Source organism: Pantoea sp. AG702 (assembly GCF_003182295.1).
In the GTDB taxonomy this organism is placed as follows: Bacteria; Pseudomonadota; Gammaproteobacteria; order Enterobacterales; family Enterobacteriaceae; genus Pantoea; species Pantoea ananatis.
The window spans coordinates 50,042-75,824 of record NZ_QGTU01000009.1 but is presented as its reverse complement, the minus strand read 5'-3'; the positions used below and the strand labels follow the sequence as shown (position 1 = coordinate 75,824).

Here is a 25,783-nt window from a genome sequence, read left to right as displayed (position 1 = left end):
CCAACAACCCCGTAAAGCGATTTGTAGTTTTATTTTGAATCATCAGAAAAGTAGCAACCGTGTGACGCAGGCTGCTTTTTCCAGTTTAGGAGAAATGTTCAATTTTTTACCAGCGAGGATTTTCGTTTTATACGAGTAAAAATCGTTCATCATTGATCTTATTCACAACCCAGGCGGCTTCAGAAGCATTTGTTAACACACAGGGCTATACTTTCAGGTATAACAACATCATCGCCTGTGCTGTACATTAATCATCTCGGTGGCGCTCATCGCCCGTTCGCGCAATGGATTTCGCAACTGTGACGCGTCTGGAAACCGCTGCCATTCTGAATCTCGTGGAAGGAGTAATATCATGGCTTATAAACATATCCTGATTGCAGTCGATCTTTCGCCAGAAAGCCAGTTGTTAGTGGATAAAGCTGTCTCACTCGCGCGCCCTTACGACGCAAAAATCTCGCTGATTCATGTCGATGTTAATTACTCGGATCTCTACACCGGCCTGATTGATGTCAACCTGGGAGATATGCAAAAGCGTATTTCTGAGGAAACGCATCTGGCGCTAAAAAGCCTGTCCGATGCCGCGGGCTACCCTATCACCGAAACCCTGAGCGGCAGTGGCGACCTGGGGCAGGTGCTGGTGGATGCGATTAAGAAATACGATGTGGACATGGTGGTGTGCGGTCATCATCAGGACTTCTGGAGCAAGCTGATGTCGTCTGCCCGCCAGTTGATCAATACCGTGCACATCGACATGCTGATTGTGCCGCTGCGTGACGAAGAGGATGAATAATTCGCGAGCGTTAAGCCGGTGCGACTGAGGTGCCGACCGGCTTGAAACCACGATTAAGACAGAGGCGGATAGATATCGAAGCGGTGGCTTTTGGTGACCACCGCAGACTGCGTGGCAACACCGGCCAGCGGTGGCGCGTAGTCGGGACGCTTCACCACAATACGTTTCTTTGCCAGACGGCGAGCCGGTGCCAGCAGTGCGTCGGCATCTTCATCCGCCCCCACCAGCGACTGAAAGACCCGCATCTCTTTTTTTACCATGGCGCTTTTTTGCCGATGGGGATACATAGGATCGAGATATACCACGTCCGGCTGCGGGGTAATATCGGTCAGAGCCTGAATGCTGGAAGCATGAATCAGCGTCAGGCGTTCGCGCAGCCAGCCGCCAATTTCTGCATCTTCATAGCCACGCGTCAGCCCGTCCTCCAGCAGTGCGGCCACCACCGGATGGCGCTCCAGCATGCGAACCCGACAGCCCAGCGCGGCCAGCACAAAGGCATCCCGTCCTAATCCGGCGGTGGCGTCCACCACATTGGGCAGGTAGGTCCCTTTTATCCCCACTGCCTTCGCGACGGCTTCACCGCGGCCACCGCCAAAACGACGTCGATGTGCCAGGGCACCGGAGGCGAAATCCACAAAGATGCCCCCCAGTTTGGGCTCATCCCGTTTGCGCAGTTCAAGATGTGTGGCGGTCTTCACCAGCGCCAGCGCGGCGTCATCACAGTGCGTCAGTTGCCAGCGTGCGGCTAAAACAGGTAAGGCGCCGTCACCGGCGCCTGTCTCATCAAGCAAACAGATTTTCACGTACGGCTTATCCCTGAATACCGTAGTGTTCCAGCATGGCATCCAGCTGTGGTTCACGGCCGCGGAAGCGTTTAAACAGCTCCATCGGTTCTTCTGACCCGCCGCGCGTCAGAATATTGTCGAGGAAGGACTGCCCGGTATCCCGGTTGAAAATCCCCTCTTCTTCAAAGCGCGAATAGGCATCTGCTGCCAGCACATCGGCCCACAGATAGCTGTAATAGCCCGCTGCATAGCCACCCGCAAAGATATGGCTGAAGGCATGAGGGAAACGTCCCCACTCCGGGCTGGGGACCACGGCGACTTTGCTTTTCACTTCGCGCAGGGTTTCGAGAATCTGTGCACCTTTTTCCGGATTGAATTCGGTATGCAGGCGGAAGTCGAACAGGCCGAACTCCAGCTGGCGCAGGATAAACAGCGCCGCCTGGTAGTTTTTCGCCGCCAGCATTTTATCCAACAGTTCTTTAGGCAGTGGCTCACCGGTTTCGTAGTGCCCCGAAATAAACGCCAGTGCTTCCGGCTCCCAGCACCAGTTCTCCATGAACTGGCTAGGCAGTTCCACGGCGTCCCATGGCACGCCATTAATGCCGGACACGCCCGCCGCCTCAATGCGCGTCAGCATATGGTGCAGGCCGTGACCGAACTCGTGGAACAGGGTAATCACTTCGTCATGCGTAAACAGCGCAGGCTTGCCGCTTACCGGACGGTTAAAGTTACAGGTCAGGTAAGCCACCGGTTTTTGCAGGCTCCCGTCCGCTTTACGCATTTGGCCCACGCAGTCGTCCATCCATGCGCCGCCGCGTTTGTGTTCGCGAGCATAGAGATCGAGATAGAAACTGCCGCGCAGCTCGCCGCTTTCATCGAACAGATCAAAGAAGCGGACATCCGGATGGTAAACATCGACGTCAGTGCGCTCTTTCGCGGTAATACCGTAAATGCGCTTCACCACTTCAAACAGGCCGGACACTGCACGCGACTCCGGGAAGTAAGGGCGCAGCTGTTCATCGCTGATGGTATAAAGATGCTGCTTCTGCTTTTCGCCGTAGTAGCTGAGATCCCATGGGTTCATGGTTTCTACGCCGAACGCTTTCTGCGCAAAAGCGCGCAGCTGCGCCAGCTCTTTCTCACCCTGTGGACGGGCGCGATCGGCCAGATCGTTCAGGAAATCGATCACCTGTGCCGGGCTCTGTGCCATCTTGGTGGCCAGGGATTTATCCGCGAAGGAGTCGAAGCCCAGCAGCTGCGCCAGCTCGTGCCGCAGCGCCAGCTCTTCCGCCATAATCGGACCGTTATCCCATTTACCCGCGTTAGGGCCTTGATCGGAGGCGCGGGTCGAATAGGCGCGGTACATCTCTTCGCGCAGCGCGGCATTATCGCAATAGGTCATGACCGGCAGATAGCTGGGGATATCCAGCGTCAGTAACCAGCCTTCCTGCCCTTTGGCTTCCGCCTGGGCTTTCGCTGCGGCCAGCGCGCTTTCCGGCATGCCCGCCAGCTCGCTTTCGTCCGTAATCAGCTTGCTCCAGCCCATTGTGGCATCAAGCACGTTGTTACTGTAGGCCGAACCCAGCTCGGAAAGACGCGCGGCAATTTCGCCGTAACGCTGCTGCTTGTCTTTTTCCAGACCGATACCGGAAAGCTCAAAATCACGCAGTGCGTTATCGACCGCTTTCTGCTTTGCCTGATCCAGCGAAGCATAATGACTGCCTTCTTTCAGATCGCGGTAGGCCTGATAAAGCCCTTCGTGTTGGCCCACCCAGGTGCTGTACTCAGACAGCAGCGGCAGCGTTTGTTCATAGGCTTCGCGCAGTTCCGGACTGTTTTTAACCGAGTTCAGATGGCTGACCGGTGAAAAGATACGGCTCAGGCGGTCATCGGTTTCTGCCAGCGGCTGAACCAGGTTATCCCAGGTGTAAGGTGCGCCTTGCGCCACCACTTTTTCCACCATTGCGCGGCATTCATTCAAAACGTCGGTTACGGCGGGCACCACATGTTCAGGCTTAATCGCTGAAAATGGGGGAAGTGTGAACGAGGTGAGTAACGGATTGGTCATAGCGCAGTCCTTTAACAATGTGTGGGGCGCGACGGCTCGCGCGACGCAATTTAATTAACATGCGGTCGGATATCACGAAAATCAATGGCGCGACCGGCGGTGATTTCAACAATGGTGCGAATAGTGATCCTTCTGACAATGAGATCAATCATAGCTGACGCCAAAACAGGCTATCACTTTCCTGTCGCTGAATACGTAACGGAGGTTAACAGCCTGTGGCAGATTGCTATGCAAAGTGTAAAGCGGTCTGAACAGGGAAAACCGGCTTCACGGGCGACGGATGCGCGAAATGCCAGCAATTATTCCCGTCAGTCGGTATAATCGGGCCAATATCACTATTTTTAGCTTCAACCGCGGAAATCCCCTTTTTTATGCTGAGTTATCGCCACAGTTTTCACGCCGGCAACCATGCCGATGTGCTTAAGCACACCGTACAAAGCCTCATCATCACCGCCCTGAAAGAGAAAGAAAAACCGTTTTTCTATCTTGATACACATGCAGGCGCAGGACGTTATCTACTGAGCGGCGAGCATGCAGAGCGTACCGGCGAATATCTGGAAGGCATTGGACGCATCTGGCAGCAGCCGGATGCGCCCGCACTGCTGCAACCCTATTTTGATGCGATTCATGCCCTGAACCGCAGTGGAACGCTGCGTTACTATCCAGGCTCCCCACTGATCGCCCGCCACTTGCTCCGCCCGGAAGATAAGATTCAACTGACCGAGCTGCATTCCAGCGATTTTCCCATGCTGCGCACTGAGTTCAGTAAAGACAGCCGCGCGCGCGTCGAAAAGGCCGATGGCTATCAGCAGTTAAAATCAAAGCTGCCCCCGCTTTCACGCCGTGGGCTGGTGCTGATCGATCCACCTTATGAAATGAAGAGTGATTACCAGGCGGTCGTCAAAGGCATTCAGGAAGGCCACAAGCGCTTTGGCACCGGCGTTTATGCCCTGTGGTATCCGGTTGTCATGCGTCAGCAAATCAAGCATATGCTGCGCGATCTGCAGGCGACCGGCATTCGAAATATCCTGCAAATTGAACTGGCCGTGCGTCCTGACAGCGATCAGCGCGGGATGACCGCCTCCGGCATGATTGTGATCAATCCCCCCTGGAAGCTGGCCGATCAGATGAATACGCTGCTGCCGTGGTTACACCAGAAACTGGTACCGGCAGGTACAGGTCATTTCAGCGTAAACCAGATCGTTCCTGAATAACGCCTTTCCCGTTTAGCGTCGCCGGTTCAGTTACGGCGGCGTGATATCGCAGGTCATTTTTATGTGGATTATTCTGGCAGGCGCCCTGGCGGCTCTGCAACCGGCGAAACGCCTCTCTCTGTTACTGCTGGCACTGGCAACGGCTCTGGGTGTGTACCAGAACGTGCTGGACTGGCCCGTTACCCTCGTTTTTGCTGCGGTGGCAGCGCTGGTCGCGTTTCGTATTTACGATCGCCGCAGTCGCGTGTGGCAGGGCATAAGCGAGGTGCTCCTGGTCGTGATGGCCGCTGCGCTGCTGCTGCATCTTATTCCCGGCTTTAACAATCCGCCTCAAATCGATGCCGTTCAGGTAGGCGCACGCAGCCTGCCCTTCTCTTTTTCGTTTAATTTTGACAAAGCCCTGATCCCCTTCCTATTGCTGGCCTGTATGCCGACGCTGTTCAAAGCCGAGGCGCACCCACCGCGCACGCCTCTGTTATGGGTGGTACCCGTGGCGGCGATTCCGCTGCTGTTAGTCAGCGCGGTAGGGCTGGGTGGCCTGGCGTTTGAGCCACACCTGCCTGACTGGCTGGGCGCGTTCGCACTGGCCAACCTGTTTTTTGTCTCGCTGGCAGAAGAAGCATTTTTTCGTGGCTATCTACAGCAGCGGCTGCGCCAGAAATGGGGCGGCACAATCGCCCTGGTGGCCACCGCCTTGCTGTTTGGCCTGGCGCATGCGTCCGGCGGCGTACTGCTGATGATATTTGCCGGACTAGCCGGGCTAATTTATGGCCTGGTCTGGCACTGGAGCGGCCGGCTCTGGCTGGCAACAGCCTGCCATTTTGCACTCAACATGGTTCATCTGTTGTTGTTTACCTACCCGGCACTGATGCATTAGTCGTTACAGCGTAAAGACGGCCAGGTCATACGCCATCTCGGTTTCGGGGAAAATGGCCTGGCACTCTGCCAGCAAACGCGTCATGTCTCTGGCGAGATAGCGTGAGCTAAAATGCGTGGCGATCATCCGTTTTGCACCGGCCTGCTTTGCTACTGTAGCGGCCTGCACGGTAGTTGAGTGACCGCGCCCGTTGGCTTTTTCCGCCAGCGCATCCTCCAGCGTGGTTTCGTGCACCATCACATCCACATTGGCCGCCAGCTGTAACGCCACCTCGGTGGGCGCCGTATCGCCAAAAATCGCCAGGGTTTTTCCTTTAGTGGACGGCCCCAAATACGCCGCGCCATCAATGGTGCGTCCATCTTCCAGCGTAATACGTTCTCCCTGCTTCAGCTGTTGATACCAAGGGCCACGGGGCACACCTTCCGCTTTGAGACGTGCGGCATCCAGAAAGCCGGGCTTGTCTCGCTGTTCAATACGATAGCCAAAGCAGTCAATAGTGTGATTCATCGGCCTGGCCGTGACACGAAACTCGCCATCATCCAGCACCTCGCCCGCCGCAATCTCGATCACCTCAAGCGGATAGTCGGTGTACGAGCTGGACAGGGAAAGTGCGCTATCGACAAAGGCTTTCAGTCCTTTTGGGCCGTAAACCGTCATCGGCGTGGTCAGCCCGGCCATTGAACGGCTGGTGAGCAGGCCCGGCAGGCCAAAAATATGGTCACCGTGCAAATGGGTAATAAAGATTTTATCGAGCTTGCCGGGTTTAAGATCGGATCGCATAAACTGAAGCTGAGTGCCTTCACCACAGTCAAACAGCCAGGTGTCGCCACTGCTTGCCCGGGTGAAGGCAATGGCGGTGACGTTACGCTGCAAACTGGGCGCGCCACCGCCCGTGCCAAGAAAAGTCAGGTGCATGCTATGCTTCTCTGTAAGTAGTGGAAAAATATGGCCTGTTACAATCATAGGCGCAATTTTTGCGACACCGTGCCCTGCGGCGTTACACTCTATATCAATTTCCATGTAACCGGATGATACTTCAATGACCCGACATTATGACTATCTCGCCATCGGCGGCGGCAGCGGCGGTATTGCTTCGATTAACCGTGCAGCAAGCTATGGCCAGAAGTGTGCCTTGATAGAAGCCAAAGCGCTGGGCGGAACCTGCGTCAACGTAGGCTGTGTGCCGAAAAAAGTCATGTGGCATGCCGCGCAAATCGCCGAGGCCATTCATCTTTACGGGCCTGATTATGGTTTTGATACTACGGTAAACCGCTTCGACTGGGGCACGCTGGTCAAAAACCGCAGCGCCTACATCGACCGTATTCACCAATCATACGACAATGTTCTGGGGAAAAATAAGGTCGATGTCATCACCGGCTTTGCCCGTTTTATTGATGCGCATACCGTTGAAGTCAATGGCGAAACCATTACGGCCGACCATATTTTGATCGCCACCGGGGGACGTCCGAGCCATCCCTCTATCCCCGGAGCGGAATACGGAATTGATTCAGACGGCTTCTTTGAACTGGATGCGCTGCCAAAACGGACCGCGGTGATCGGTGCCGGTTATATCGCGGTTGAGCTGGCAGGCGTGGTCAATGCGCTGGGCTCGGAAACCCATTTATTCGTCCGTAAACATGCCCCGCTGCGCAGCTTTGATCCGCTGATTACCGATACGCTGGTTGAGGTCATGAATGCGGAAGGCCCAACGCTGCATACCGAGGCGACACCAAAAGCCGTCGTGAAAAATGCCGATGGTAGCCTGACGCTGCAGTTGGAAAACGGCAGTGAATACACCGTGGATTGCCTGGTCTGGGCGATTGGCCGGGTGCCGGAAACCGACAGCCTGAATATCGAGGCGGCGGGCGTTGCGCTGGATGAAAAAGGCTATATCAAGGTCGATAAATTCCAGAATACCAACGTGCCAGGCGTTTATGCCGTTGGTGATAATACCGGCGCCGTTGAGCTGACGCCGGTAGCGGTGGCGGCAGGTCGTCGCCTGTCTGAGCGGCTGTTTAATAACAAACCCGATGAGCACCTGGATTACAGCAATATTCCTACCGTGGTGTTCAGCCATCCGCCGATCGGCACCGTGGGCCTGACGGAACCGCAGGCGCGCGAGCAGTACGGTAATGACCAGGTAAAAGTCTACAAATCGTCCTTTACCGCAATGTATACCGCGGTGACCCAACATCGCCAGCCGTGCCGCATGAAGTTAGTCTGCGTCGGCCCGGAGGAGAAGATTGTGGGTATTCACGGCATCGGCGGCGGAATGGACGAGATGCTGCAGGGCTTTGCGGTGGCGTTGAAAATGGGCGCGACCAAGAAAGACTTTGATAACACCGTGGCGATTCACCCGACGGCGGCAGAAGAGTTTGTGACGATGCGTTAATCCGCTTACGCGCATAACGTAGCGCTGCCCGCTGACCCTGTGGTCTGCGGGCAGCAGCCTCAATTAAAATAGGTCTCCCGCAGCGGCGTCAACGCCGCCCCCAGCGCCGAACTGTCCCCTTCGATCTCGCTCAGCAGAATATCCGGATATTCCGCAGAAATATTCCAGCGTTTACCCGAACTGATGCGCGGCATGGCTAAAAACATTTCGCCCAGCTTACGGGGAATCTCGCCCCCTAATATGATGGCTCCGGGATCGATCACCGCATTCATGGCATCCATTGCCCGATGCAGGTTTGGCGTGACGTCTTCTACCCACTGTTGCGCAATCGGCCAGGCCGGATCGAATTTATGATTGAGATCGCGAATATCTTTAATTTCAATACCACCGTTACGTAAGCGATCGATCAAGATCCCCAGGGCCGGGCGCAGCTTGCCCTCTTCCGGCGTAAAAATACGGCTGATCTCCCCCGCATTTCCAAACGCACCCTGGAACGGTTTACCGTTAATCACGATGCCACCGCCAAAACCATAATTAAAAGAGAGATAGCCAAAGGTATCGTATTTCAGCCCGGCGCCTAAAAAGGCTTCAGCGTGCGCCGCCGTTGTGGCGTTATTTTCAATCCATACTGGTCGATCAAATAACATGGTAATTTCACGGCGCAGATCGATGCCCATCCAGTTTTTTAAAGGTTCAGGCGGATTGAAATACTTTCGTGATTCATAAAGAAAGCCCGCCATGCTGTATCCCACACCACAGACTTTGTCCGGCGAAATACCGTATTGTTTCAAGGTATCCAGATAGTGATGTTTGATATTGAGTAAGGTACGGGCAGGATCGCGCGGATGCGTATCCAGTACGCAGTATTCTGTAATACCGCCCCGGAAATTAATCAGGCTGGCGGCAACGCTGTCTGAGTTAATAGAGATGCCGTAACCATAACGCGCATTCGCATTCAGTGATAACGATGGGCTGGGCTTGCCTCTTCCCTGGGACGGTGATTCCCCCAGGCTGAGAAAGCCGTTTTCGGTCAGCGTATCAACAATGCGGTGAACAGATGACTGATTCAGAATGGTTTGCGAAACCAGCGAGGAGCGGGAAATGCCATCGTTGCGGCGGACAAGCTCAAGAATGAGTTTTTCACTGCGATTAAGTTCGACTTCATGACCAGCGGAATATCCATGAACCACAGCGTTGTCCTCACCGTATTTAATAATGGGTTCTGTTAATACCCTAGCATGCTTTTATGCAGGACGAATAGTAAAGGCCCCTGCCTTTACGTTTTAATAAAATGTGCTGCTTTTCAGCTTCTCCGGCCCGGTTTTTCCCGATCATAAAAGCATCATAATAGTGAAACATAACGGAGAGACACTCTAATATCATGCAATGAGCATTATATTAAAAGCGAGCCTTATGTCCGGATGGGCACTTTCATTTGCGTAGGGTTCTGTCTTCATTCACATGCTTCTTCTTATACATCAGGTAAACAATGGAAACGCGCTTAAAGGTTGCTGAACGCATCGCACAAGAGGCTTCACTTTTGGCTCTTGACTATTTCAGACAGCTGAGTGAATTAGCGATCTGCGAAAAAAGGCCGCAGGATGTCTTCAGTGAAGCCGATCGGGAAGTGGAAAATCTGATTCGGCAGCGCCTGGAACACCATTTCCCACAGGATTCTGTTGTTGGGGAAGAGCATGGCGGTGAGCTCAGCGCCAGCTACTGGTCTGTTGATCCTATCGATGGTACGAGTAACTTCCTGCGCGGCTCGTCATTGTGGGGGATTTCTGTTGGCTATGTGCACAATGGCGAGCCGGTTATGGGCGTGATCGTCCATCCGGTATTAAACCTCATGGTGAGCGGCGGCAAAGAGACAGGGGTTTATCTGAATGGTGAACCCTTTGAACGGCCAGTGGTCACCGAGGCGCTGAAAACCGTGGCGATTGGCGACAGTCCATCATGGGATTTCACCCATCAGCTCTGTATTGAAAAGGCCTATCGGGACGACGGCTGGAATGTGGTGCGCTATCGCTGTGCCACCGTAGGCTTAACCTTTAGCGTGCTGGGTTACGTTGACGGTTATCAGGAATGTTTTAGCAGCATGTGGGACGTTTCTGCGGGTTATGCACTCTGTAAAGCGGCCGGACTGGATGCGCATCTTGCCGGCACACAGGAAAAAAGCAGTACACATGTTAGTGTCGGTACGGCTGAAATGAACCGCCTTTCCGCCCAGTTTATCCCTCACCCTCGTTTTACTCCCGCCTGACCACGCATTGCCCCCGGCTTACCTCATCACTGCATTTCAGGACAGCGTTCCCACGCTGTCCTGCCCTCTGTGCGCTTGCTGATACAACGACCTTGTTCTTCGCCTCAAATATTAATCACAACGCATTAAAATAGTTAGCGCGTTAAACGTACGATTTCAAAGTAACCCTTCATTTAACTGTTATATATAGGTTTTAAAAAATTAATAAATTCTTAACCTGTCTGAAATTGCTTAAATTCACTACAGCAAATTATTATGCGTCTCGCATTAATTAAGAAGTCCCTGGCATTATATGACGGAGCAGCCCAACGTGAACACGCTAGAAATACACAATGCCATGCTGACGTTCGACGATTTTGTCGCGCTGAACGGCATTTCACTGCAGGCCAAAAAAGGACAATTTGTTTCCCTGCTTGGCCCATCTGGCTGTGGCAAAACCACGCTGCTTAAAGTTATTGCCGGCTTTTACAGTCTTGATAGTGGCGAAGTACTGATCCACCAGCAGGACATGCATCATGTAAAACCTGAACATCGCGACACGGCGATGTGCTTTCAGTCCTATGCGCTTTTTCCTCACCTTTCCGTTGCTGAAAATATCGGGTTTGGCCTCAAGCAAATGAAGATGGCGAAAACGGACATTCACGATCGCGTCGCGCAGACCGCCGCTCAGGTATCGCTGAATGCGCATTTGCCTAAACTGCCAGCACAGTTATCCGGCGGTCAGCAGCAGCGCGTGGCGCTTGCCAGAGCGCTGGCCGTGCGTCCGGAAATCGTGTTGTTTGATGAGCCGCTGTCAAATCTGGATGCCAAATTACGCGACAAGGTACGACTGGAGATCAGACAGCTTCAGCGCTCCCATGGGTTTACCGCCATTTATGTTACCCACGACCGTGCAGAAGCCTTGTCGATGTCCGACATTGTAGTGGTCATGAATGCCGGAAAAATTGAGCAAACCGGTACGCCGGATGAGATCTATTATTCCCCGGTAAACCGCTTTGTCGCCGGTTTCGTCGGTCAGGCTAACGTCATGAAAGCCCGCGTAGTGAATAGCGACAGCAGCACCGGTATTTATCGCATTGCGTGCGCACTGGGCGAAATGGAGATCCATAGCCATGTGCCGCCCGTCTCGGACAAGGTCTATACCTTCTGGCGCCCTGAGGATGCCTTACTCAGCGAACACAGTGCCGGGAAAAACACGCTGGCCTTCGAGATCGGTGCGGTGAGTTTTCTGGGCAACCTTTCTGAACTCCAGGTTCATCCGCTGGGCCATGAAGAAACGGAATATCAGTGGTGTATCCAGTTGGTCGGTAAAAACCACATCCGCGAAGGTGACAACGTTAATTTCTCTATTGCGCCAGACAAGATCCGCTTTTTACGGGAAAGCTATTCATGAAAACGCGCAACCGGAACAGGCTCTGTTGGTTGCTGGTCCTGCCTGCGGTCGCGCCGGTCATCATCACTCTGGTGCTGATTGTGATCATGGCGTTGGCGCAATCCGTTGGCCTGTTTAATTTTGGCGCACCGGCGCACTTCACGCTTCAGTACTGGCAAACCATTCTGAATGACAGCCAGCTGTGGCGCGCGACAGGTTATTCGCTCAGAATCGGCGTGCTCAGTGCGGTGCTGTCCGTTGCCCTGGCGCTTCCGCTGGCACTGTGGCTGAGAAAGCCGTTTCCCGGCTCGATGCTGATGGGCGGCTTACTCAAAGCCCCGCTGATGGTACACGGACTGGTGGCTGCGCTGCTGTTTATCAACCTGATTTCCTGGCAGGGCTTTATTAACCTGGGCTTGCTCAAGCTGGGGATCATCTCGCACCCCATCAGAATGCAGAATGACCGCTGGGGAATTGGCGTGATTATTTTGCAGGTCTGGAAACAGCTTCCCTATGCGCTGCTTATCATTACCGGCAGCCTGCGCGCGATTGGTGACGAAATTTTTAATGCCGCGCGGGATTTAGGCGCCGGCAAGACTGCCCGGTTGTTACAGATCATCCTGCCCTTATCTATCAAGTCCGTTCAGGTATCGCTGGTGCTGATCTTCATCGGCGCCTTGGGTGACTTTTCATTTCAGGTCGTTGCGGGGCCAACCAGCGTGTTCTCTCTTTCGCAATACATGCTGCGTTTCCCTGAAATCAGCGCGCAGGGCTGGAATCTTGCGGCCGTTGTCGCGGTAATTTTGATGCTGGCGGCTTTTATCGGTGCAGTGGTGCTTGCCACCCTGGCGAAGTGGCTACAACAAGCCGGAGAACAGAGATAATGAAAGCCAGAGAGACGTTATCCCCGCTGCGAATCGTCATGATGATCCTTATCATCGCCCTGTTTATGCTGTGGCTGGTTATTCCCTTTATGTTGACCGTCCTGTGGTCACTGGTCGATAAAACCCATCCGTGGGCATGGCCAGATGCCCTGCCGCCGGTTCTCTCACTGGGACGCTGGGTGGAGGTATGGACCACGACCGCGTTACCCCAGGCGCTCAGGAACAGCTATTTACTGGCGGCAACCGTCTCCGTCTGCACGCTGATGTTGTCTCTGCCTGCCGCGTGGGCGTTTGGCAGAATGTCGTTTACGGGCAAACACCTTTTACAGAATGCGATCTTACTGCCGCTTATCGTTCCGGGCTTTGTCGTCGCGCTGTTTTTTTCCATGTTGCTCAACGTGGCGGGCATTCACAGCCGGTTTGGTGGCATTTTGCTGGGGCATATTATTATCTTGATGCCTTATGCCGTGCGCATTCTGACCCTGTCATTTTCGCAGATACGCCAGGACACGCTCGATGCAGCACGAGATATGGGCGCTTCGGTGATCAACCGTTTTTTAGTGGCCTGCCTGCCCACCATCAGACCGGGAATATTTGCCGCATTAATTATTGTCTTTACGTTATCAATAGAAGAGTTCGCCATAAGTTTCATTGTTGGCTCACCCGATTTTATTACCGTCCCTACCATTCTGTATTCTTATCTGGGTTATAACTTTATTCGACCCAATGCGGCGGTTATTTCTTTAATGCTGGTTGTGCCAAATGTCATGTTGATGTTGATTGCAGAAAAATTACTGACAAAAAATCCTGTCGCCTCCTTTGCAGGAAAAGGATGACAGTCTTTAACACGCGTTATTGGGGAAAAATATGTTCAGACTCGTTGCTGCAATATTATTGCTGGCCGGGGCTTTCTGTAGCCAGGCTCAGGATTTAACCTCGATGAACTGGGAACAGATTGTCGAACAGGCGAAAAAAGAAGGGAAATTAACCTGGTATCAATGGTATTACCAGGACCGTTTAAAAGAGCAGGTCAGCCTGTTTGAAAAACAGTACGGTATTAACGTTACCCTGTCTGAAGGCACATTACAGGGCAACATTAATAAACTCATGGCTGACCGGGGACGGGAAACGGGCGATATTGATGTGTTTTCGATTGGCGGGGGCGCATTCGGTACCGTATCGCCTCAGCAAACGTTTTTTGGCCCGCTTAATACACTGCTGCCGGAAGGCAAAACCCTGAACTACACCATTGAGGGAACGGACAGTCAAGGCTATGGCGTGGCATTTTGGGGCAACCAGACCGGTCTGGCCTACGATTCGCGCCGCCTGAAAGAAAGTGAGTTGCCACGAACCCTGCCGCAGATTACGTCCTTCCTGCAAAGTCATCCTCAGGAATTTGGCTTCAACGTTGAAAACGGCGGTTCCGGCCCGGCCTTTATTGAATCGGTGACGCGCACGCTGGTACCGGGTTTTGATTTCACCAAAGGCGACGCAGATGTAAAAAGCCTGACGGCTCTGCAGCCCGCCTGGAACTGGTTCAAACAGCAGCGCCCCAACTACATCATTACGGCCTCCAACGCCGACAGCGTCACCCGACTGGTCAGCGGTGAGTTCCTGCTGGTCCCCGCCTGGGAAGATTACCTGGTGGGATTAGAAAACCACGGTGAAGTCCCGAAAACTATCCGGCTGTATATCCCCGATTTCGGCATGCCCGGCGGCGGAAATATGGTGGCGATACCTAAAAACGCGCCCCACAAAGCGGCAGCGTTGCTGTTTATCCACTGGTTGACCCTGCCTACCACCCAACGGCTGTTCCAGCAGGTTTATGGCATTACGCCTCAAAACAAAGAAGTGAATCGTGATGCCGGGCTGATCAATAGCAAAGAGCGCGTTCATGGCACTCAGTTCATGCCTAAACCGCTGGGTGATGAAGTCAGGACCGAATTCTCTAACCAGGTTTTGCTTAAGTAGACCTGCGATAAAACCCTAACAGAAGGTAAAGCCAAGAATGTCGACCAAAAAACACCCTGCACGCGTAGTGAACGCCCGCCTGATTGCCCATCGGGGAGCACCGCTGCTGGCACCGGAAAACACGCTGCCTTCGTTTCAGGCGGCGGTTGAACGCGGAGCGACGTGGATAGAGGTGGATGTCAAACTCACCAAAGATATGCACCCGGTCATTATTCATGACGATTCCGTCGACCGGACAACGAATGGCAAAGGCTATGTGGCAAATTTAACCCTGGATGAGATCCGGTCGCTGGAGGCTGGCGTGTGTTACGGCCACCTCTTTAAAGGCGTGAAAGTGCCTACGCTGGCTGAAACTGTGGGCTTTGTACTGGATAAAGGCGTCGGGCTGCAACTGGAAATCAAACCCACCTCCGGGCAGGAAGTGGAAACGGCGGAGATTGCGATCGCTCAGTTGAAGTCGCTGTGGCCAGCGAGCGAGAAGAAGTTATTTATCAGTAGCTTCTCTGAGATTTCGCTGCAGGTTGCCGCCAGGCTGATGCCTGACGTACCGCGTGGGCTGGCGGTTTGCGTCCCGCCAAAAGACCCGGCGGCGCTCCTCGCCAGAACAGGTTGCCAGATCCTGCATTTCCTGGGTGACTTCGCAACGGACGAAGACCTGACGCGCCTGGCCCGTTCAGGTATTGAATTCGCGATTGCCACAATCAATGACCCGGTGCTTGCCCGAAAATATATTGATGCGGGCGCACAAACGGTATTAAGCGATATACCCGACTTGGCATTTTGAATAAAAAGTTCATCAGGATGTTCTCTGCCTGAATGCAATAACACCAGGGAAAGCCATTATAAAAAATGGCCATAAACTTTATGGCCGCTATACCCATTTTATTATTTAGGCATTAAATAAGACGAAAGTGATATTGAAATAAATACCGCCCTGAGCGGTAACATCCTCATGCTTTAGTTAACTGATAAGGGTAGATGATATGCACAATAAAATAAAAACAGTCGCGCCGTATGCAATGTGTTTTCTGGTCTCATTTTCTGCATGCTCCGCCGAGATTTATAATAAAAGTGGAAATAAGCTCGACCTGTACGGTAAAGTCGATGCGCGCCATGTTTTCTCAGATAATATTGCAGAAGATGGCGACAACTCTTATGCACGCCTGGGTTTTAAAGGTGAGACGCAAATTAATGATAAGCTTACCGGTTATGGTCAATGGGAATATAATTTCCAGCTGAATCACAGTGAAGGCGGTAGCGATGCGCAAACGGGTAATGCCACACGTTTAGGGTTTGCCGGTCTGAAACTCGCCGACTTCGGCTCGTTCGATTATGGCCGTAGCTTTGGGGTACTGTATGTTGCCTCTGCCTATACGGATATGGCACCGATCTACGGTTCCGGCACCATGACCACCAACGATAACTTCCTGTCAAAACGCTCAACCGGCCTCGCGACCTGGCACTCTCCGGACTGGGGCGGGTTAAAGTTAACCCTGCAGTATCAAGGGAAAAATGACCGCTCAACCGCCAAACTGGCTAACGGAGATGGTTACGGTGCTGGCCTGACTTACAGCATTACCGATGGGCTGAGCATTGCGGCGGCAGGGATGAAAGCAAAACGGACACTGACTCAGCAAGCTGACGGTCAGGGAGACGATGCCACCGCCTGGGTAACCTCTGCAAAATATGACGCCAACCAGATCTATCTGGCCGCCATGTATGGCGAAGCCAATGACGTTACGCCTTATGGACAGCTGGCACAGGTCGCCGACAAAACCCATAACTTTGAGGCGATTGCACAGTACCAGTTCCTGAACGGTTTGCGCCCTTCTGTCGGTTTTGTCACGCAGCGTGGCGAAAACCTGCAGGGCGCTGGGAATTTTGCCGGGGGCAGCCAGACGATGCAGAAATATATTGCGGTGGGCACCTATTACTACTTCAACAAGAACATGCTGACCTACGTGGACTACCGCATTAACTTACTGAAGGAAAACGATTTTACGCGCGCCACCGGCATTACGACGAAAAACAGTATCGGTATGGGCCTGACCTATCAATTCTGATCCGCCTGTTGCTGCTTCGTCCTGTGTTGCTTCAATCCTGATCATCGCTCATTTAGCGAGGCCGGCAAATGCCGGCTTTTTTTATGCCTGCCGCAGGAAGCGTCAGTCAGGACAGAACGGAAGCGTGCCTGACCGCCAATGCGCCCTGACTGAGGTTTTCCAGCCATTTAACATAGGCCTGATCCCACAGCGCGGCAGGTGTACCCGCTTTGCCGAGTCCAAAACCATGCCCCCCGCTGGACAGCTGAATCAGCTGCACCGGTACGCGGTTGCGGCGACAGGTGTCACGCATGAGCTGGGTGTTAAAGGGTTTTGAGGTGTGATCGTCTCCGGCCTGAGCCAGGAACGTGGGCGGATAGAGATTCGTCACATAGTTTTGTACTGACCAGCTGGCTTCTTCTTGCGGACTGGCGTCATTACCCACCATCATCAGGTGCGTGTTGGTATGTTGATAGGGCGCTTCAAGCGTAATCACCGGGTAAATCAGCCCAACACTGTCGGCTTTAGGGACTTCCTGATCCAGCCTGTCCACCGGCGGATATGACTGAAATTCCGGGCGCGCCGCCGCCATGCCCAGTAAATGCCCCCCAGCCGAAAACCCCAGGACATGCACTTTTCGTTCAAACGAACGTATCAGGCGCAGCGCGCGCTGTGCATCCTGTAAGGGCGCGAGGTTGCCAGCCTGCCATTTCTCGCGCGGTAAGCGGTAGCTGAGCACATAGGCGGTATAACCGTTAGCATTTAACCAGTGCGCGACGGGCCAGGCTTCGCGTCCCATACCAATCCACCGGTAGCCTCCCCCGGCCGCAATCAGCACCGCTTCGCCATTGGGATTTTCTGGCCTGAAGCGTTGAATCGCCGGGCTGACAATATTCGACCATGAACCCCAGGCGTCCACGCGCAATGTTCCAGACGGCCCACCGCCGCCGGGCGGTTCGTCCGGCCAGAGAGGAATAATATCATCGCGGGCAAACAGTTTGCTGGTAGCCAGTGAAAGCGCAAGCGCTCCTGTGCCGAAAATAAAGCGTCGACGCGTAATCATGATGCCTGTTAAATCAATGCCATAAAGGTCAGCCGACCCTTTTGGCCCGCTGCGTTTTTATTATGTATCGCACATTTGGTTAAGACGCTGGCGATTATGTACGCAATCGGTAGGGAAAATCCATTAAAAAACGCGCCATTTTAGCGCGTTTATTGGCGAATTAACTGCGGTTAATCTTCCTGCTGAAACTGCGTCATCACCGTTTGTTCACACTGTTGAGTATTGGTGCGGAGTTTGGCGCGTTCTTCATCACCCAGCTGCAGCCAGGCGCTGGCCACTTCATTGGCCAGCTCTTCATCAAATTCAGGCTTGCTGACGGCAGAGGAGGACTGCGATCCTGCCACGCTGGCCTTCATTTTTTCCACATACTGGTCGGCTGTCGAAACGCTTTTTTCACTGCTGACAATGTGACACAGCTGGCTTGCATACACGCTTTCTTCACTATTGTCTTCCGCCAGCGCGCTGCCCGACGCCAGCATGCTCAGCAACAGTATCTGAGATATCTTCATCATCTACTCCCGTTATCAGTTAATTCACTCTCATGACTGGCGTTGTTTCGCCTCCAGTCGGGCCTGGCGCCAGTTGAGCAGCGGCGTCACCGAAATACCGTGAACCACGATACTGCACACCACCAGCGTCAGCGCCATATCAGCCATTATCGTTGCTTCTGCGCCCCCCATGCCATGGACCCAGGCGAACGCAATATAGTTAAGGCTCCCAATACCGCGGATACCCAGCCAGCCAATCAGCAACCGCTGAGGAAGCGGCATGCCCGTCCCGAGGGTAACCAACCATACCGCCAGGGGGCGCACCACGATAAACAGCAGCAGTCCAAGGAAGATGCCCTGAATGTTCCAGTGGTATGCCATGGTTACGCCCAGTACCACCATCATGATGGCAGCCAGCAAACGTTCAATAGTATCGCCAAAAGAAAGCGCGTCGCCTACTACTAAACCAACGGATTTCACCATGCCACTGCTGCGTTGCTGCAGGCGCTTGTTGGGATTGACCAATGCCTCTGCAGGCAGTAACCGATCGTCGTCCGACATATCGTCTGGCTGGTAACGCTTAAAGACGCCCAGCTCAGCACGGCGCAGCCCAAGACCGGCGGCAAAGGTGGCCAGAAAGCCTGAAGCACCCAGCCATTCCGCCAGGGCGTAGCTGAGCGCGATCAACGCCAGCGCCAGAAAGTCGTTGGGGGCGCAATCCCCATGCGCATTGCGAAGCCGGGTGGCCAGTAAGCCAACGAGTCGGCCCAGGCCAAATCCCAGCAGGATACCGCCGCCGATGGCCCACACGACGTCGACAGCAGCCCAGTGCGCCAGCATGCCTGCACTGAGGTTTTCGCCGTTGAACAGCAGCAAAGCCAGCACCAGCAACGGCAGCGCTGAACCATCATTCATGCCCGCCTCGCTAGAAATGGCGACGCGCAAGGCGTCATCGTCCTGCGCGTCGCTCACCGAAATCAGGCTAGCCAGTACCGGGTCGGTGGGCGCAACAATTGCGCCAAACGCCAGTGCAACGGGCCAGGACAACCCGACCAGCCAATGAGACAGCAGCGTCATGGCCGCCACCGTCATCAACATCGCCGGAAAGGCCAGTAAGCCTCCGGCTCGCCAGCTTTTCGCTTTAAGCGGCAAGCGTAATTTGAGCCCCGTAATAAACAGTGACGCAGCCATCGTGATTTCGGTAATGTGCGTCACCAGTTCCGCATGGCGAATGATATCAATCTCGATAACATCAAACATCCACGGCCCACAGGCGATCCCGGCTAACAAGAAAAGACCAAAAGAGGTCACTGGGCCACGGTGGATCCACCCTGATGCCAGTGACATTAATAACAGAAGACAGCCCGTCGCAGCTGTCCAGGCAATAAAGTTCATAACGCACCGTTTTAATTGAGTTTATGACTAAGCCTGGCACATTTGCTGACGGGCGGAAGGATCAGTCCTTGAGATGACGACTGGCGAGCCGCACCATCAGGCTGGCAGCGGCGGCGAGCGTGGACAACACCACAACGCCATTCCAGCCCCAGTGGGCAAGCGCCAGGCTGCCCAGCGCCGCACCGCTGGCCATGCCGATAAACACGATGGTAAACAGTAGGGCGTTAAGACGACTACGTGCATCGGGTACCAGACCATAAATCAGCGTTTGATGGGCGACCAGCGTGGCCTGCACGCCTAAGTCGAAACCAAGCGTGCTGATAACGATGACGACCAACTGACCGGGGAGCGACAGCAGCGGCAGCAAAAACATCAGGGCGAAGGCCGCCGTGACCAGGCCGGCACCAAACTGGGTCACGCGTGCCGGGCCGAGTCGATCGGCCAGGTTACCCGCCAGCGGCGCGGCCAGTGCACCCGCCGCCCCTGCCAGACCAAAGGCACCGGCGATGGCACTGTCAAAGTGAAAACGTTCGCTGAGCATGATCGCCAGCGTAGACCAGAAGGCGCTGAAGCTGACAGAAAGCAGTCCCTGAGCCAGGGCCGCGCGCCGCAGGGTCTGGTGTTCGCGCCACAGGTGAACCAGCGATAAAAGCAGGCGGGGATAGCTTACCGACGTGCCGGGCGTAAAGCGCGGCAGCACACGCCACAACGTCAGGCTAATCAGAAACACAGCCAGAGCCGCGATAATATACATGGTGCGCCAGCCAAAATACTCTGCCACCACGCCGCTGACGACCCGGGAGAGTAAAATGCCTACCAGTAATCCCGTCATTACCGTACCCACGGTTTTACCCCGGCTGTGCGCCGGTGCCAGCGCCGCCGATGCCGGAACAATATCCTGCGCCACGGTCGCCGTCAGGCCGGTGACAAAGCTGGCGATGAGCAGCGCGCTGATGCCGCCGGAAAACCCACACAGCAGCAGCGCCATCACCAACAGCAGCCCTTTGATCAAAATTATCGTGCGGCGATCGTGGCGATCGCCAAGCGGGGCCAGCAGCAGAATACCTAAAGCATACCCGGCCTGCGTTAACATCGGCACCATGCCTACGGTGCTCACACTGACCTGAAACTGCTTACCGATGATATCCAGCATCGGCTGACTGTAGTAAATCGAGGCCACGCTCAGGCCCGCGCCGGCAGCCAGCGTAAAGACCAGGGGGGCGGGCAGGCGTTCAGTTGAGTGGGGAGTCATAGTTTTTACCGCTGACATGGTTACATCCTCAAAAAATAGTGTGGCAAGTAAAGCCTGTTTTTGACATACGCGGTAGACTAATAAAAAGCAAAACGGTTATACGTGGAACGCATGAGCAATTTCAGTAACAGCGATCGTATCGAACTGATGCACACCTTTATTCGCATTGTCGAAAGCGGCAGTTTGTCTGCCGCAGCGTTGCAACTGGGTATTACGCAACCGACAATCAGTCGCCGGTTGCAGTCTCTTGAACAGGGGCTGGGGCTGAAACTGATTCTGCGCACCACCCATGCGCTAAAGCTGACTGATGATGGTGAGCGTTGCTATGCACAGGCCCGGCAGCTCCTGGCAACCTGGCACGCGCTGGAAGATGAACTGACCGGCGCCGGCAGCGATCCGGTTGGCATTTTGCGGGTGCGCGCGCCCCACGCTTTTGGCCAGGATCAGCTGGTCACACCGCTGGTGAACTTTATGCGCCGCTATCCGCGTTTGCGCATTGAATGGATGCTGAACGACAGGACGCCAGACTTCGTCGCCGAGAACGTGGACTGTGCGATTCAGGTGGGGGCACTGACCGACCCTTCTGTTGTAGCCGTGCTGCTGGCCGAAGTGCCGCGCATTGTTGTCGCTGCGCCCGCGCTGCTTCAGCAATATCCCCCGATTAACCAGGTGGCGCAACTGGGCGATTTGCCGTGGCTGGCGCTGACGAGTTTCTACCGTAACGAGATCGCATTACAACATAAAGACAAGGGGGAACCGATGAATCTGCCTATCGTTCCCCTGCTCAGCAGCGACAGCCTCTTCGCCGTGCGCAAAGCTGCGCTGGCGGGGCTGGGAACCGCTATTCTGTCGACATGGGTCATTCAGGAGGATCTGGCACAGGGCAATCTGATTCAGCTTATGCCGGAATGGCAGGCTCCCCCGTTGCCAGTCTGGCTGACCTATCCGTGGGCGAGCTATTATCCCGCCAGGCTGACCGCCTTCTTTGCCATGATCAAAGCGGTATTTCCGCATCTGACGGGCGCGCGGCCCGCTTCAGGCTGAAAAAGGCCTCCCCCACCGGGGAAGCCGTGTCACCGGACGGCGTCCAGGGGGTTGCCGTCGATCAGACGTTTTTCTTTTCCGCTCGCGACATGTTGTCCAGCCAGCCCATCACGAAGGCAGACAGGACAAAGGTCAGGTGGATGATGACGTACCACATCAGCTTGTCGTTTTCGACATTGCGCGCATCCATAAACACCCGCAGCAGGTGAATGGAGGAAATCGCCACAATCGAGGCCGCGACTTTATTTTTCAACGAGCCGGAATCCATCTTGCCCAGCCAGCTCAGCTTCTCTTTGCCCTCGTCAATGTCGAGTTTGGACACAAAGTTTTCGTAGCCTGACAGCATAACCATGACCAGCAGCCCACCCACCAGCGTCATATCCACCAGCGACAGCAGCAGCAAAATCAGATCGTTTTCTGCAATGCTAAAAATGTTGGGCAACAGGTGAAAAATTTCCTGGAAAAATTTGACGGTGAGCGCCAGCAGTCCCAGCGAAAGTCCAATGTAAACCGGAGCCAACAACCAGCGCGATGCATACATCAGGTTTTCGGTAAAACGTTCCATAATTTCCCAATCATAATCAGTAAGGTCGCGCATTATAACCGATCATCTGTGAAGTTATTTCAAGCCTTCAGGAGAAATTTCAGGAACGGGTGGAAGTGGTAAAGAGAGACGAAAGCAGGCACCGCCTTCAGCACGATTTTCCGCCCAGATCTGACCGCCGTGGCTTTCGATAATCGTTTTACAAATCGCCAGTCCCAGCCCAACGCCCGGTACGGCCGATTCTTTATCACCGCGTGAAAATTTGTCGAAAATCCGCGTCAGGTCGTTTTGGGCGATGCCCGGCCCGCCGTCCCAGATGGCGATTTCCAGCCGGGTATTTTCACACCAGGCACGTATGCCGCGGGGCGCACAGTTGCCAGCGTACTTCAGGCTGTTTTCAATCAGGTTGGTAAATACCCGCTCCAGCAACGTACTGTCGCCTTTGATCAGGACAATATCTTCAGGCAGATCGAGTTCGACCTCTCTTCCCTTGAGCGACGGCGCCATGCTACTGAGCGCGCCACCAATCACCTCTTCCAGCGCCAGCCACTCTTCGCGTAAATTCAGGCCGCCTGACTGAATACGCGCCATATCCAGCATGTTGCTGACCAGACGAATGGTACTCAGGGTTTGTTCACGAATCTGGCTGGCCTGGGGCACATACTTTGAGTTATCGCTGGCCAGGTCCAGCATCAGCATTTCTGCCTGACCAAACAGCACCGTCAGCGGGGTACGTAAATCATGGGAGAGCGCCGACAGCAAAGCATTACGCAGCTGCTCACGTTCAGCTGACAGCCGGGAAGCCGCCTCACTCTGGGACAGCGCCATCCGCTCCAGGGCATTGGCAATCAGCACGGTGAAGGTTTCCAGCAGCCGTTGCTGTTCCGGCACCATCAGCTGACGCACATTCTGCGGTTCAACCACCAGCAATCCGCGACACAGATCGCCCACTTTCAGCGGCAGAATCTGGTAGGGCACCGCCGGTAAGGTGTCCGTGCCTGCGCCTGCTGGCTGGCCCTTGCTGAAGCTCCATTTCGCGATAGCCCAATCCGGTTCGTTGCCCGGCAGCGCGTTGCCCAGCGTGTGCAGTTCGCCCTGCTCATCGGGTAGCAGCAGCAGGCATCGCGCCTGTAAGGTCGCCTCCAGCACCCGCTGGCTGGTTGCGGCGATATCTTCAGGCGTCAGGCCGCTTCCCAGCGACTTGGCCATTTCGTAAAGCTGCCGCGTGCGCTGCTCCCGGTAACGGGCAACCCGCGCCTGGTAGCGAACGCCGGCCGTCAGGTTGCCAACAATAACCCCGACCGCCAGCATCACCCCAAAGGTCACCAGGTATTGCAAATCCGAGACCGCGACCGTGCCGGTAGGTGCGACGAAAAACAGGTCAAAGGCAATGATGTTCATGACGGTGGCGATAACGGAGGGCCATCGTCCATAGCGCAACGCGACGATCACCACCGCCAGCAAATAGATCATCACACAGTTGGCCGGATCGAAGCTGATCAGAACCGACTGCCCTGCGGCGGTGACCACAATACACAGCACCAGCGCCATCAGTACGCCGCGCAGCTGCAGCCGCCATTTGTCGCTGTTAACCCGATCCTCGGCTAACGGATGGGGCGCATCCTGGATAGGCTCATTGAGCGCCACGACCAACAGATCCAGATCGGGACCCAACTGCCCCAGCCGCTCGGCAAAGCTGTCACGCCGCCAGCGGCGCGCCGGGCGTCGGCCTGTCACAATCTTACCCAGATTGTGTTCCCGCGCGTAACGCAGGACCGCCTGCGCCTCATCAGGGTCGGACAGCGTCGCCGTCTCCGCCCCCATATCCTGCGCCAGCTTCAGCGTGCGTAAAATGGCCCGACGCCGCGCTTCCGGTAGCCGGTTAAGCCGGGGCGTTTCCACGTAAACGGCATGCCATTCGCTGCCCAGCCTGGCGGCCAGCCGCGCCGCCGTCCGCACCAGTTTTTCGCTGCCGGTATCGTCCCCAATACACAATAAAATGGCATCACGTGTGTGCCAGACCCGATCGCGGCCCTGACTGTCGCGCCAGGCGCGCATCTGGTCATCGACCCGGTCGGCAGTGCGGCGCAGCGCCAGCTCACGCAGGGCATACAGGTTGCCCTTACGAAAGAAATTTTCGATGGCGCGTTCGGCACGATCGCCAATGTAGACCTTGCCCTCTTTCAGACGCTGGCGGAGATCGTCAGGTGGGAGATCAACCAGTACCACTTCGTCGGCAGCGTCGAAAAAGGGATCGGGAACGGTTTCACGCACCTGAATGCCGGTGACGCCACCGACCACATCATTCAGACTTTCCAGATGCTGAACATTCACTGTCGTCAGGACATCAATGCCCGCCTCCAGCAGTTCCTCAATATCCTGCCAGCGTTTGGGATGACGTGAGCCCTTCACGTTCGTGTGCGCCAGCTCATCCATCAAAATTACTGCCGGATGGCGTGCCAGCGCGGCATCAAGGTCGAACTCCGCATGCCGCGAACGGCCCGTCGCCCGGCGCGGCAACAGCACCAGTCCGTTAAGAAGCTGCGCTGTTTCCGGACGTTCGTGCGTTTCCACTACGCCCACCAGCACATCCAGCCCCTGGGCACGCAGCCGCTGCGCCTCCTGCAACATGGCATAGGTTTTTCCTACGCCCGCACAGGCGCCAAAATAGATTTTCAGTTTGCCGCGATGGCTGTCGCTGCTGGTCTGCAGCAGCGCATCCGGATCGGGGCGCAGCGGTTCGTGGTTCATAGCGTCCTTACAGTTATTTGAGGTCGTTCAGCGCCAGATTAAGCTGCAGCACATTGACAGTCGGTTCGCCGATAAAGGGCAGCAGCGGGCGCTGCGTCATGCTGTCTACCAGGGCATCCACTTTCGCCAGCGGCAGCTGACGTGCCGCCGCGATACGCGGTGCCTGCCACAGCGCAGCCTCAGGCGAAATCTCCGGGTCCAGTCCACTGGCCGAGGTGGTAACCAGCTCGACCGGTACCGCCCCGTTAGCCTGCGGATTCGCCGTGCGCAAAGCCGCCACGCGCTCGGCTACAGCCTTATCCAGCGCCGGGTTGCTGGCCGCCAGGTTGCTGCCGCTGGAGGCCAGAGGATTATAAGGCTTATCACCGGTTGCAGAAGGACGCCCCCAGAAATAACCGGGCTGGCTAAAATTCTGACCAATCAGCGCTGATCCCCGTTCTTCGCCATCGACATTCAATACTGACCCGTTAGCCTGCCAGGGAAACAGCAGTTGCGACAGTCCCGTGGTAAGCAAAGGATAAACGACGCCGCACACAACCGTTAGCAGCAAAAGCAGGAAAATCGCCGGACGTAACTGACTCATTTTAA

23 protein-coding genes are annotated in these 25,783 nt (G+C 55.0%); 12 read left to right on the top strand and 11 right to left on the bottom strand.

Going from position 1 to position 25,783, the window contains the following annotated elements; genetic code table 11:
* Nucleotides 1-352 precede the first annotated feature (352 nt).
* On the top strand, nt 353-790 hold the full coding sequence (uspA, locus tag DFO57_RS19565; protein WP_014604808.1) for a universal stress protein UspA: 438 nt from the start codon (nt 353-355) through the stop codon (nt 788-790).
* A 53-nt stretch (nt 791-843) separates the two neighbouring features.
* Here uspA and rsmJ read toward each other — a convergent pair whose 3' ends face one another.
* Nucleotides 844-1,593, bottom strand: a complete 750-nt coding sequence (rsmJ, locus tag DFO57_RS19560) for a 16S rRNA (guanine(1516)-N(2))-methyltransferase RsmJ (RefSeq protein ID WP_041455812.1) — start codon at nt 1,591-1,593, stop codon at nt 844-846.
* Between the two features lie 7 nt (nt 1,594-1,600).
* Nucleotides 1,601-3,643 carry an oligopeptidase A gene (prlC, locus tag DFO57_RS19555; RefSeq protein ID WP_015699358.1) on the bottom strand — a complete coding sequence of 681 codons (2,043 nt, stop codon included), beginning with the start codon at nt 3,641-3,643 and terminating at the stop codon, nt 1,601-1,603.
* A 371-nt stretch (nt 3,644-4,014) separates the two neighbouring features.
* Between prlC and DFO57_RS19550 the strand changes: the two genes are divergently transcribed.
* Entirely contained in the window at nt 4,015-4,857 is an 843-nt protein-coding gene (locus DFO57_RS19550) for a 23S rRNA (adenine(2030)-N(6))-methyltransferase RlmJ (RefSeq protein WP_110015618.1), read from the top strand.
* Between the two features lie 61 nt (nt 4,858-4,918).
* A complete protein-coding gene (locus DFO57_RS19545) occupies nt 4,919-5,734 on the top strand; it encodes a CPBP family intramembrane glutamic endopeptidase (RefSeq protein WP_078829314.1) in 816 nt (271 codons plus the stop codon).
* Between the two features lie 3 nt (nt 5,735-5,737).
* On the opposite strand, the gene rnz is transcribed toward DFO57_RS19545, so the two are convergent.
* Nucleotides 5,738-6,649, bottom strand: a complete 912-nt coding sequence (rnz, locus tag DFO57_RS19540; protein ID WP_078829313.1) for a ribonuclease Z — start codon at nt 6,647-6,649, stop codon at nt 5,738-5,740.
* 124 nt (nt 6,650-6,773) lie between these two features.
* On the opposite strand from rnz, the gene gorA reads away from it, so the two are divergent.
* A complete protein-coding gene (gene gorA, locus DFO57_RS19535) occupies nt 6,774-8,126 on the top strand; it encodes a glutathione-disulfide reductase (RefSeq protein ID WP_022622539.1) in 1,353 nt (450 codons plus the stop codon).
* A gap of 59 nt (nt 8,127-8,185) precedes the next feature.
* Here gorA and DFO57_RS19530 read toward each other — a convergent pair whose 3' ends face one another.
* On the bottom strand, nt 8,186-9,316 hold the full coding sequence (locus tag DFO57_RS19530) for an ROK family transcriptional regulator (RefSeq protein ID WP_014604803.1): 1,131 nt from the start codon (nt 9,314-9,316) through the stop codon (nt 8,186-8,188).
* A 299-nt stretch (nt 9,317-9,615) separates the two neighbouring features.
* On the opposite strand from DFO57_RS19530, the gene DFO57_RS19525 reads away from it, so the two are divergent.
* The 7 genes from DFO57_RS19525 to DFO57_RS19495 all read left to right on the top strand — a co-directional run bounded on the left by DFO57_RS19525 (nt 9,616) and on the right by DFO57_RS19495 (nt 16,679).
* Nucleotides 9,616-10,389: an inositol monophosphatase family protein gene (locus DFO57_RS19525; protein WP_014604802.1), complete on the top strand. Its 774-nt coding sequence runs from the start codon at nt 9,616-9,618 to the stop codon at nt 10,387-10,389.
* 292 nt (nt 10,390-10,681) lie between these two features.
* A complete protein-coding gene (locus DFO57_RS19520; RefSeq protein WP_029569251.1) occupies nt 10,682-11,782 on the top strand; it encodes an ABC transporter ATP-binding protein in 1,101 nt (366 codons plus the stop codon).
* Nucleotides 11,779-12,645, top strand: coding sequence for an ABC transporter permease (locus DFO57_RS19515; protein ID WP_014594834.1), 867 nt, complete (start codon nt 11,779-11,781; stop codon nt 12,643-12,645). The genes DFO57_RS19520 and DFO57_RS19515 overlap by 4 nt, the downstream gene beginning before the upstream one ends.
* On the top strand, nt 12,645-13,481 hold the full coding sequence (locus DFO57_RS19510) for an ABC transporter permease (protein ID WP_110015617.1): 837 nt from the start codon (nt 12,645-12,647) through the stop codon (nt 13,479-13,481). Before DFO57_RS19515 ends, DFO57_RS19510 begins: the two co-directional genes overlap by 1 nt.
* Before the next feature lie 31 nt (nt 13,482-13,512).
* On the top strand, nt 13,513-14,616 hold the full coding sequence (locus DFO57_RS19505) for an extracellular solute-binding protein (protein ID WP_110015616.1): 1,104 nt from the start codon (nt 13,513-13,515) through the stop codon (nt 14,614-14,616).
* A 37-nt stretch (nt 14,617-14,653) separates the two neighbouring features.
* Nucleotides 14,654-15,400 (top strand): glycerophosphodiester phosphodiesterase family protein, encoded by a 747-nt coding sequence (locus DFO57_RS19500; RefSeq protein WP_013027616.1) that lies wholly within the window; start codon nt 14,654-14,656, stop codon nt 15,398-15,400.
* Nucleotides 15,401-15,599: 199 nt separating this feature from the next.
* Complete coding sequence (locus DFO57_RS19495) at nt 15,600-16,679, top strand: porin (RefSeq protein WP_013027617.1); 1,080 nt, start codon at nt 15,600-15,602, stop codon at nt 16,677-16,679.
* Nucleotides 16,680-16,785: 106 nt separating this feature from the next.
* On the opposite strand, the gene DFO57_RS19490 is transcribed toward DFO57_RS19495, so the two are convergent.
* From DFO57_RS19490 to DFO57_RS19475, 4 genes are all read right to left on the bottom strand, one after another.
* Nucleotides 16,786-17,721: an alpha/beta hydrolase gene (locus DFO57_RS19490; protein WP_013027618.1), complete on the bottom strand. Its 936-nt coding sequence runs from the start codon at nt 17,719-17,721 to the stop codon at nt 16,786-16,788.
* A 170-nt stretch (nt 17,722-17,891) separates the two neighbouring features.
* Nucleotides 17,892-18,230, bottom strand: a complete 339-nt coding sequence (locus tag DFO57_RS19485) for a hypothetical protein (protein WP_015699351.1) — start codon at nt 18,228-18,230, stop codon at nt 17,892-17,894.
* Between the two features lie 30 nt (nt 18,231-18,260).
* Entirely contained in the window at nt 18,261-19,604 is a 1,344-nt protein-coding gene (locus tag DFO57_RS19480; protein ID WP_013027620.1) for a sodium:proton antiporter, read from the bottom strand.
* A 61-nt stretch (nt 19,605-19,665) separates the two neighbouring features.
* Complete coding sequence (locus DFO57_RS19475; RefSeq protein WP_014594837.1) at nt 19,666-20,874, bottom strand: MFS transporter; 1,209 nt, start codon at nt 20,872-20,874, stop codon at nt 19,666-19,668.
* Nucleotides 20,875-20,967: 93 nt separating this feature from the next.
* On the opposite strand from DFO57_RS19475, the gene DFO57_RS19470 reads away from it, so the two are divergent.
* Nucleotides 20,968-21,900, top strand: a complete 933-nt coding sequence (locus tag DFO57_RS19470; protein WP_014594838.1) for a LysR family transcriptional regulator — start codon at nt 20,968-20,970, stop codon at nt 21,898-21,900.
* Nucleotides 21,901-21,961: 61 nt separating this feature from the next.
* On the opposite strand, the gene DFO57_RS19465 is transcribed toward DFO57_RS19470, so the two are convergent.
* The 3 genes from DFO57_RS19465 to kdpC are packed head-to-tail and all read right to left on the bottom strand — an operon-like array spanning nt 21,962 to nt 25,778.
* The gene (locus DFO57_RS19465; RefSeq protein ID WP_014604798.1) at nt 21,962-22,465 is read right to left on the bottom strand and encodes a TIGR00645 family protein; all 504 of its coding nucleotides are present in this window, start codon (nt 22,463-22,465) and stop codon (nt 21,962-21,964) included.
* 54 nt (nt 22,466-22,519) lie between these two features.
* Nucleotides 22,520-25,195 carry a two-component system sensor histidine kinase KdpD gene (kdpD, locus tag DFO57_RS19460; protein WP_013027624.1) on the bottom strand — a complete coding sequence of 892 codons (2,676 nt, stop codon included), beginning with the start codon at nt 25,193-25,195 and terminating at the stop codon, nt 22,520-22,522.
* Between the two features lie 13 nt (nt 25,196-25,208).
* Entirely contained in the window at nt 25,209-25,778 is a 570-nt protein-coding gene (gene kdpC, locus DFO57_RS19455) for a potassium-transporting ATPase subunit KdpC (protein ID WP_014594840.1), read from the bottom strand.
* Nucleotides 25,779-25,783 lie beyond the last annotated feature (5 nt).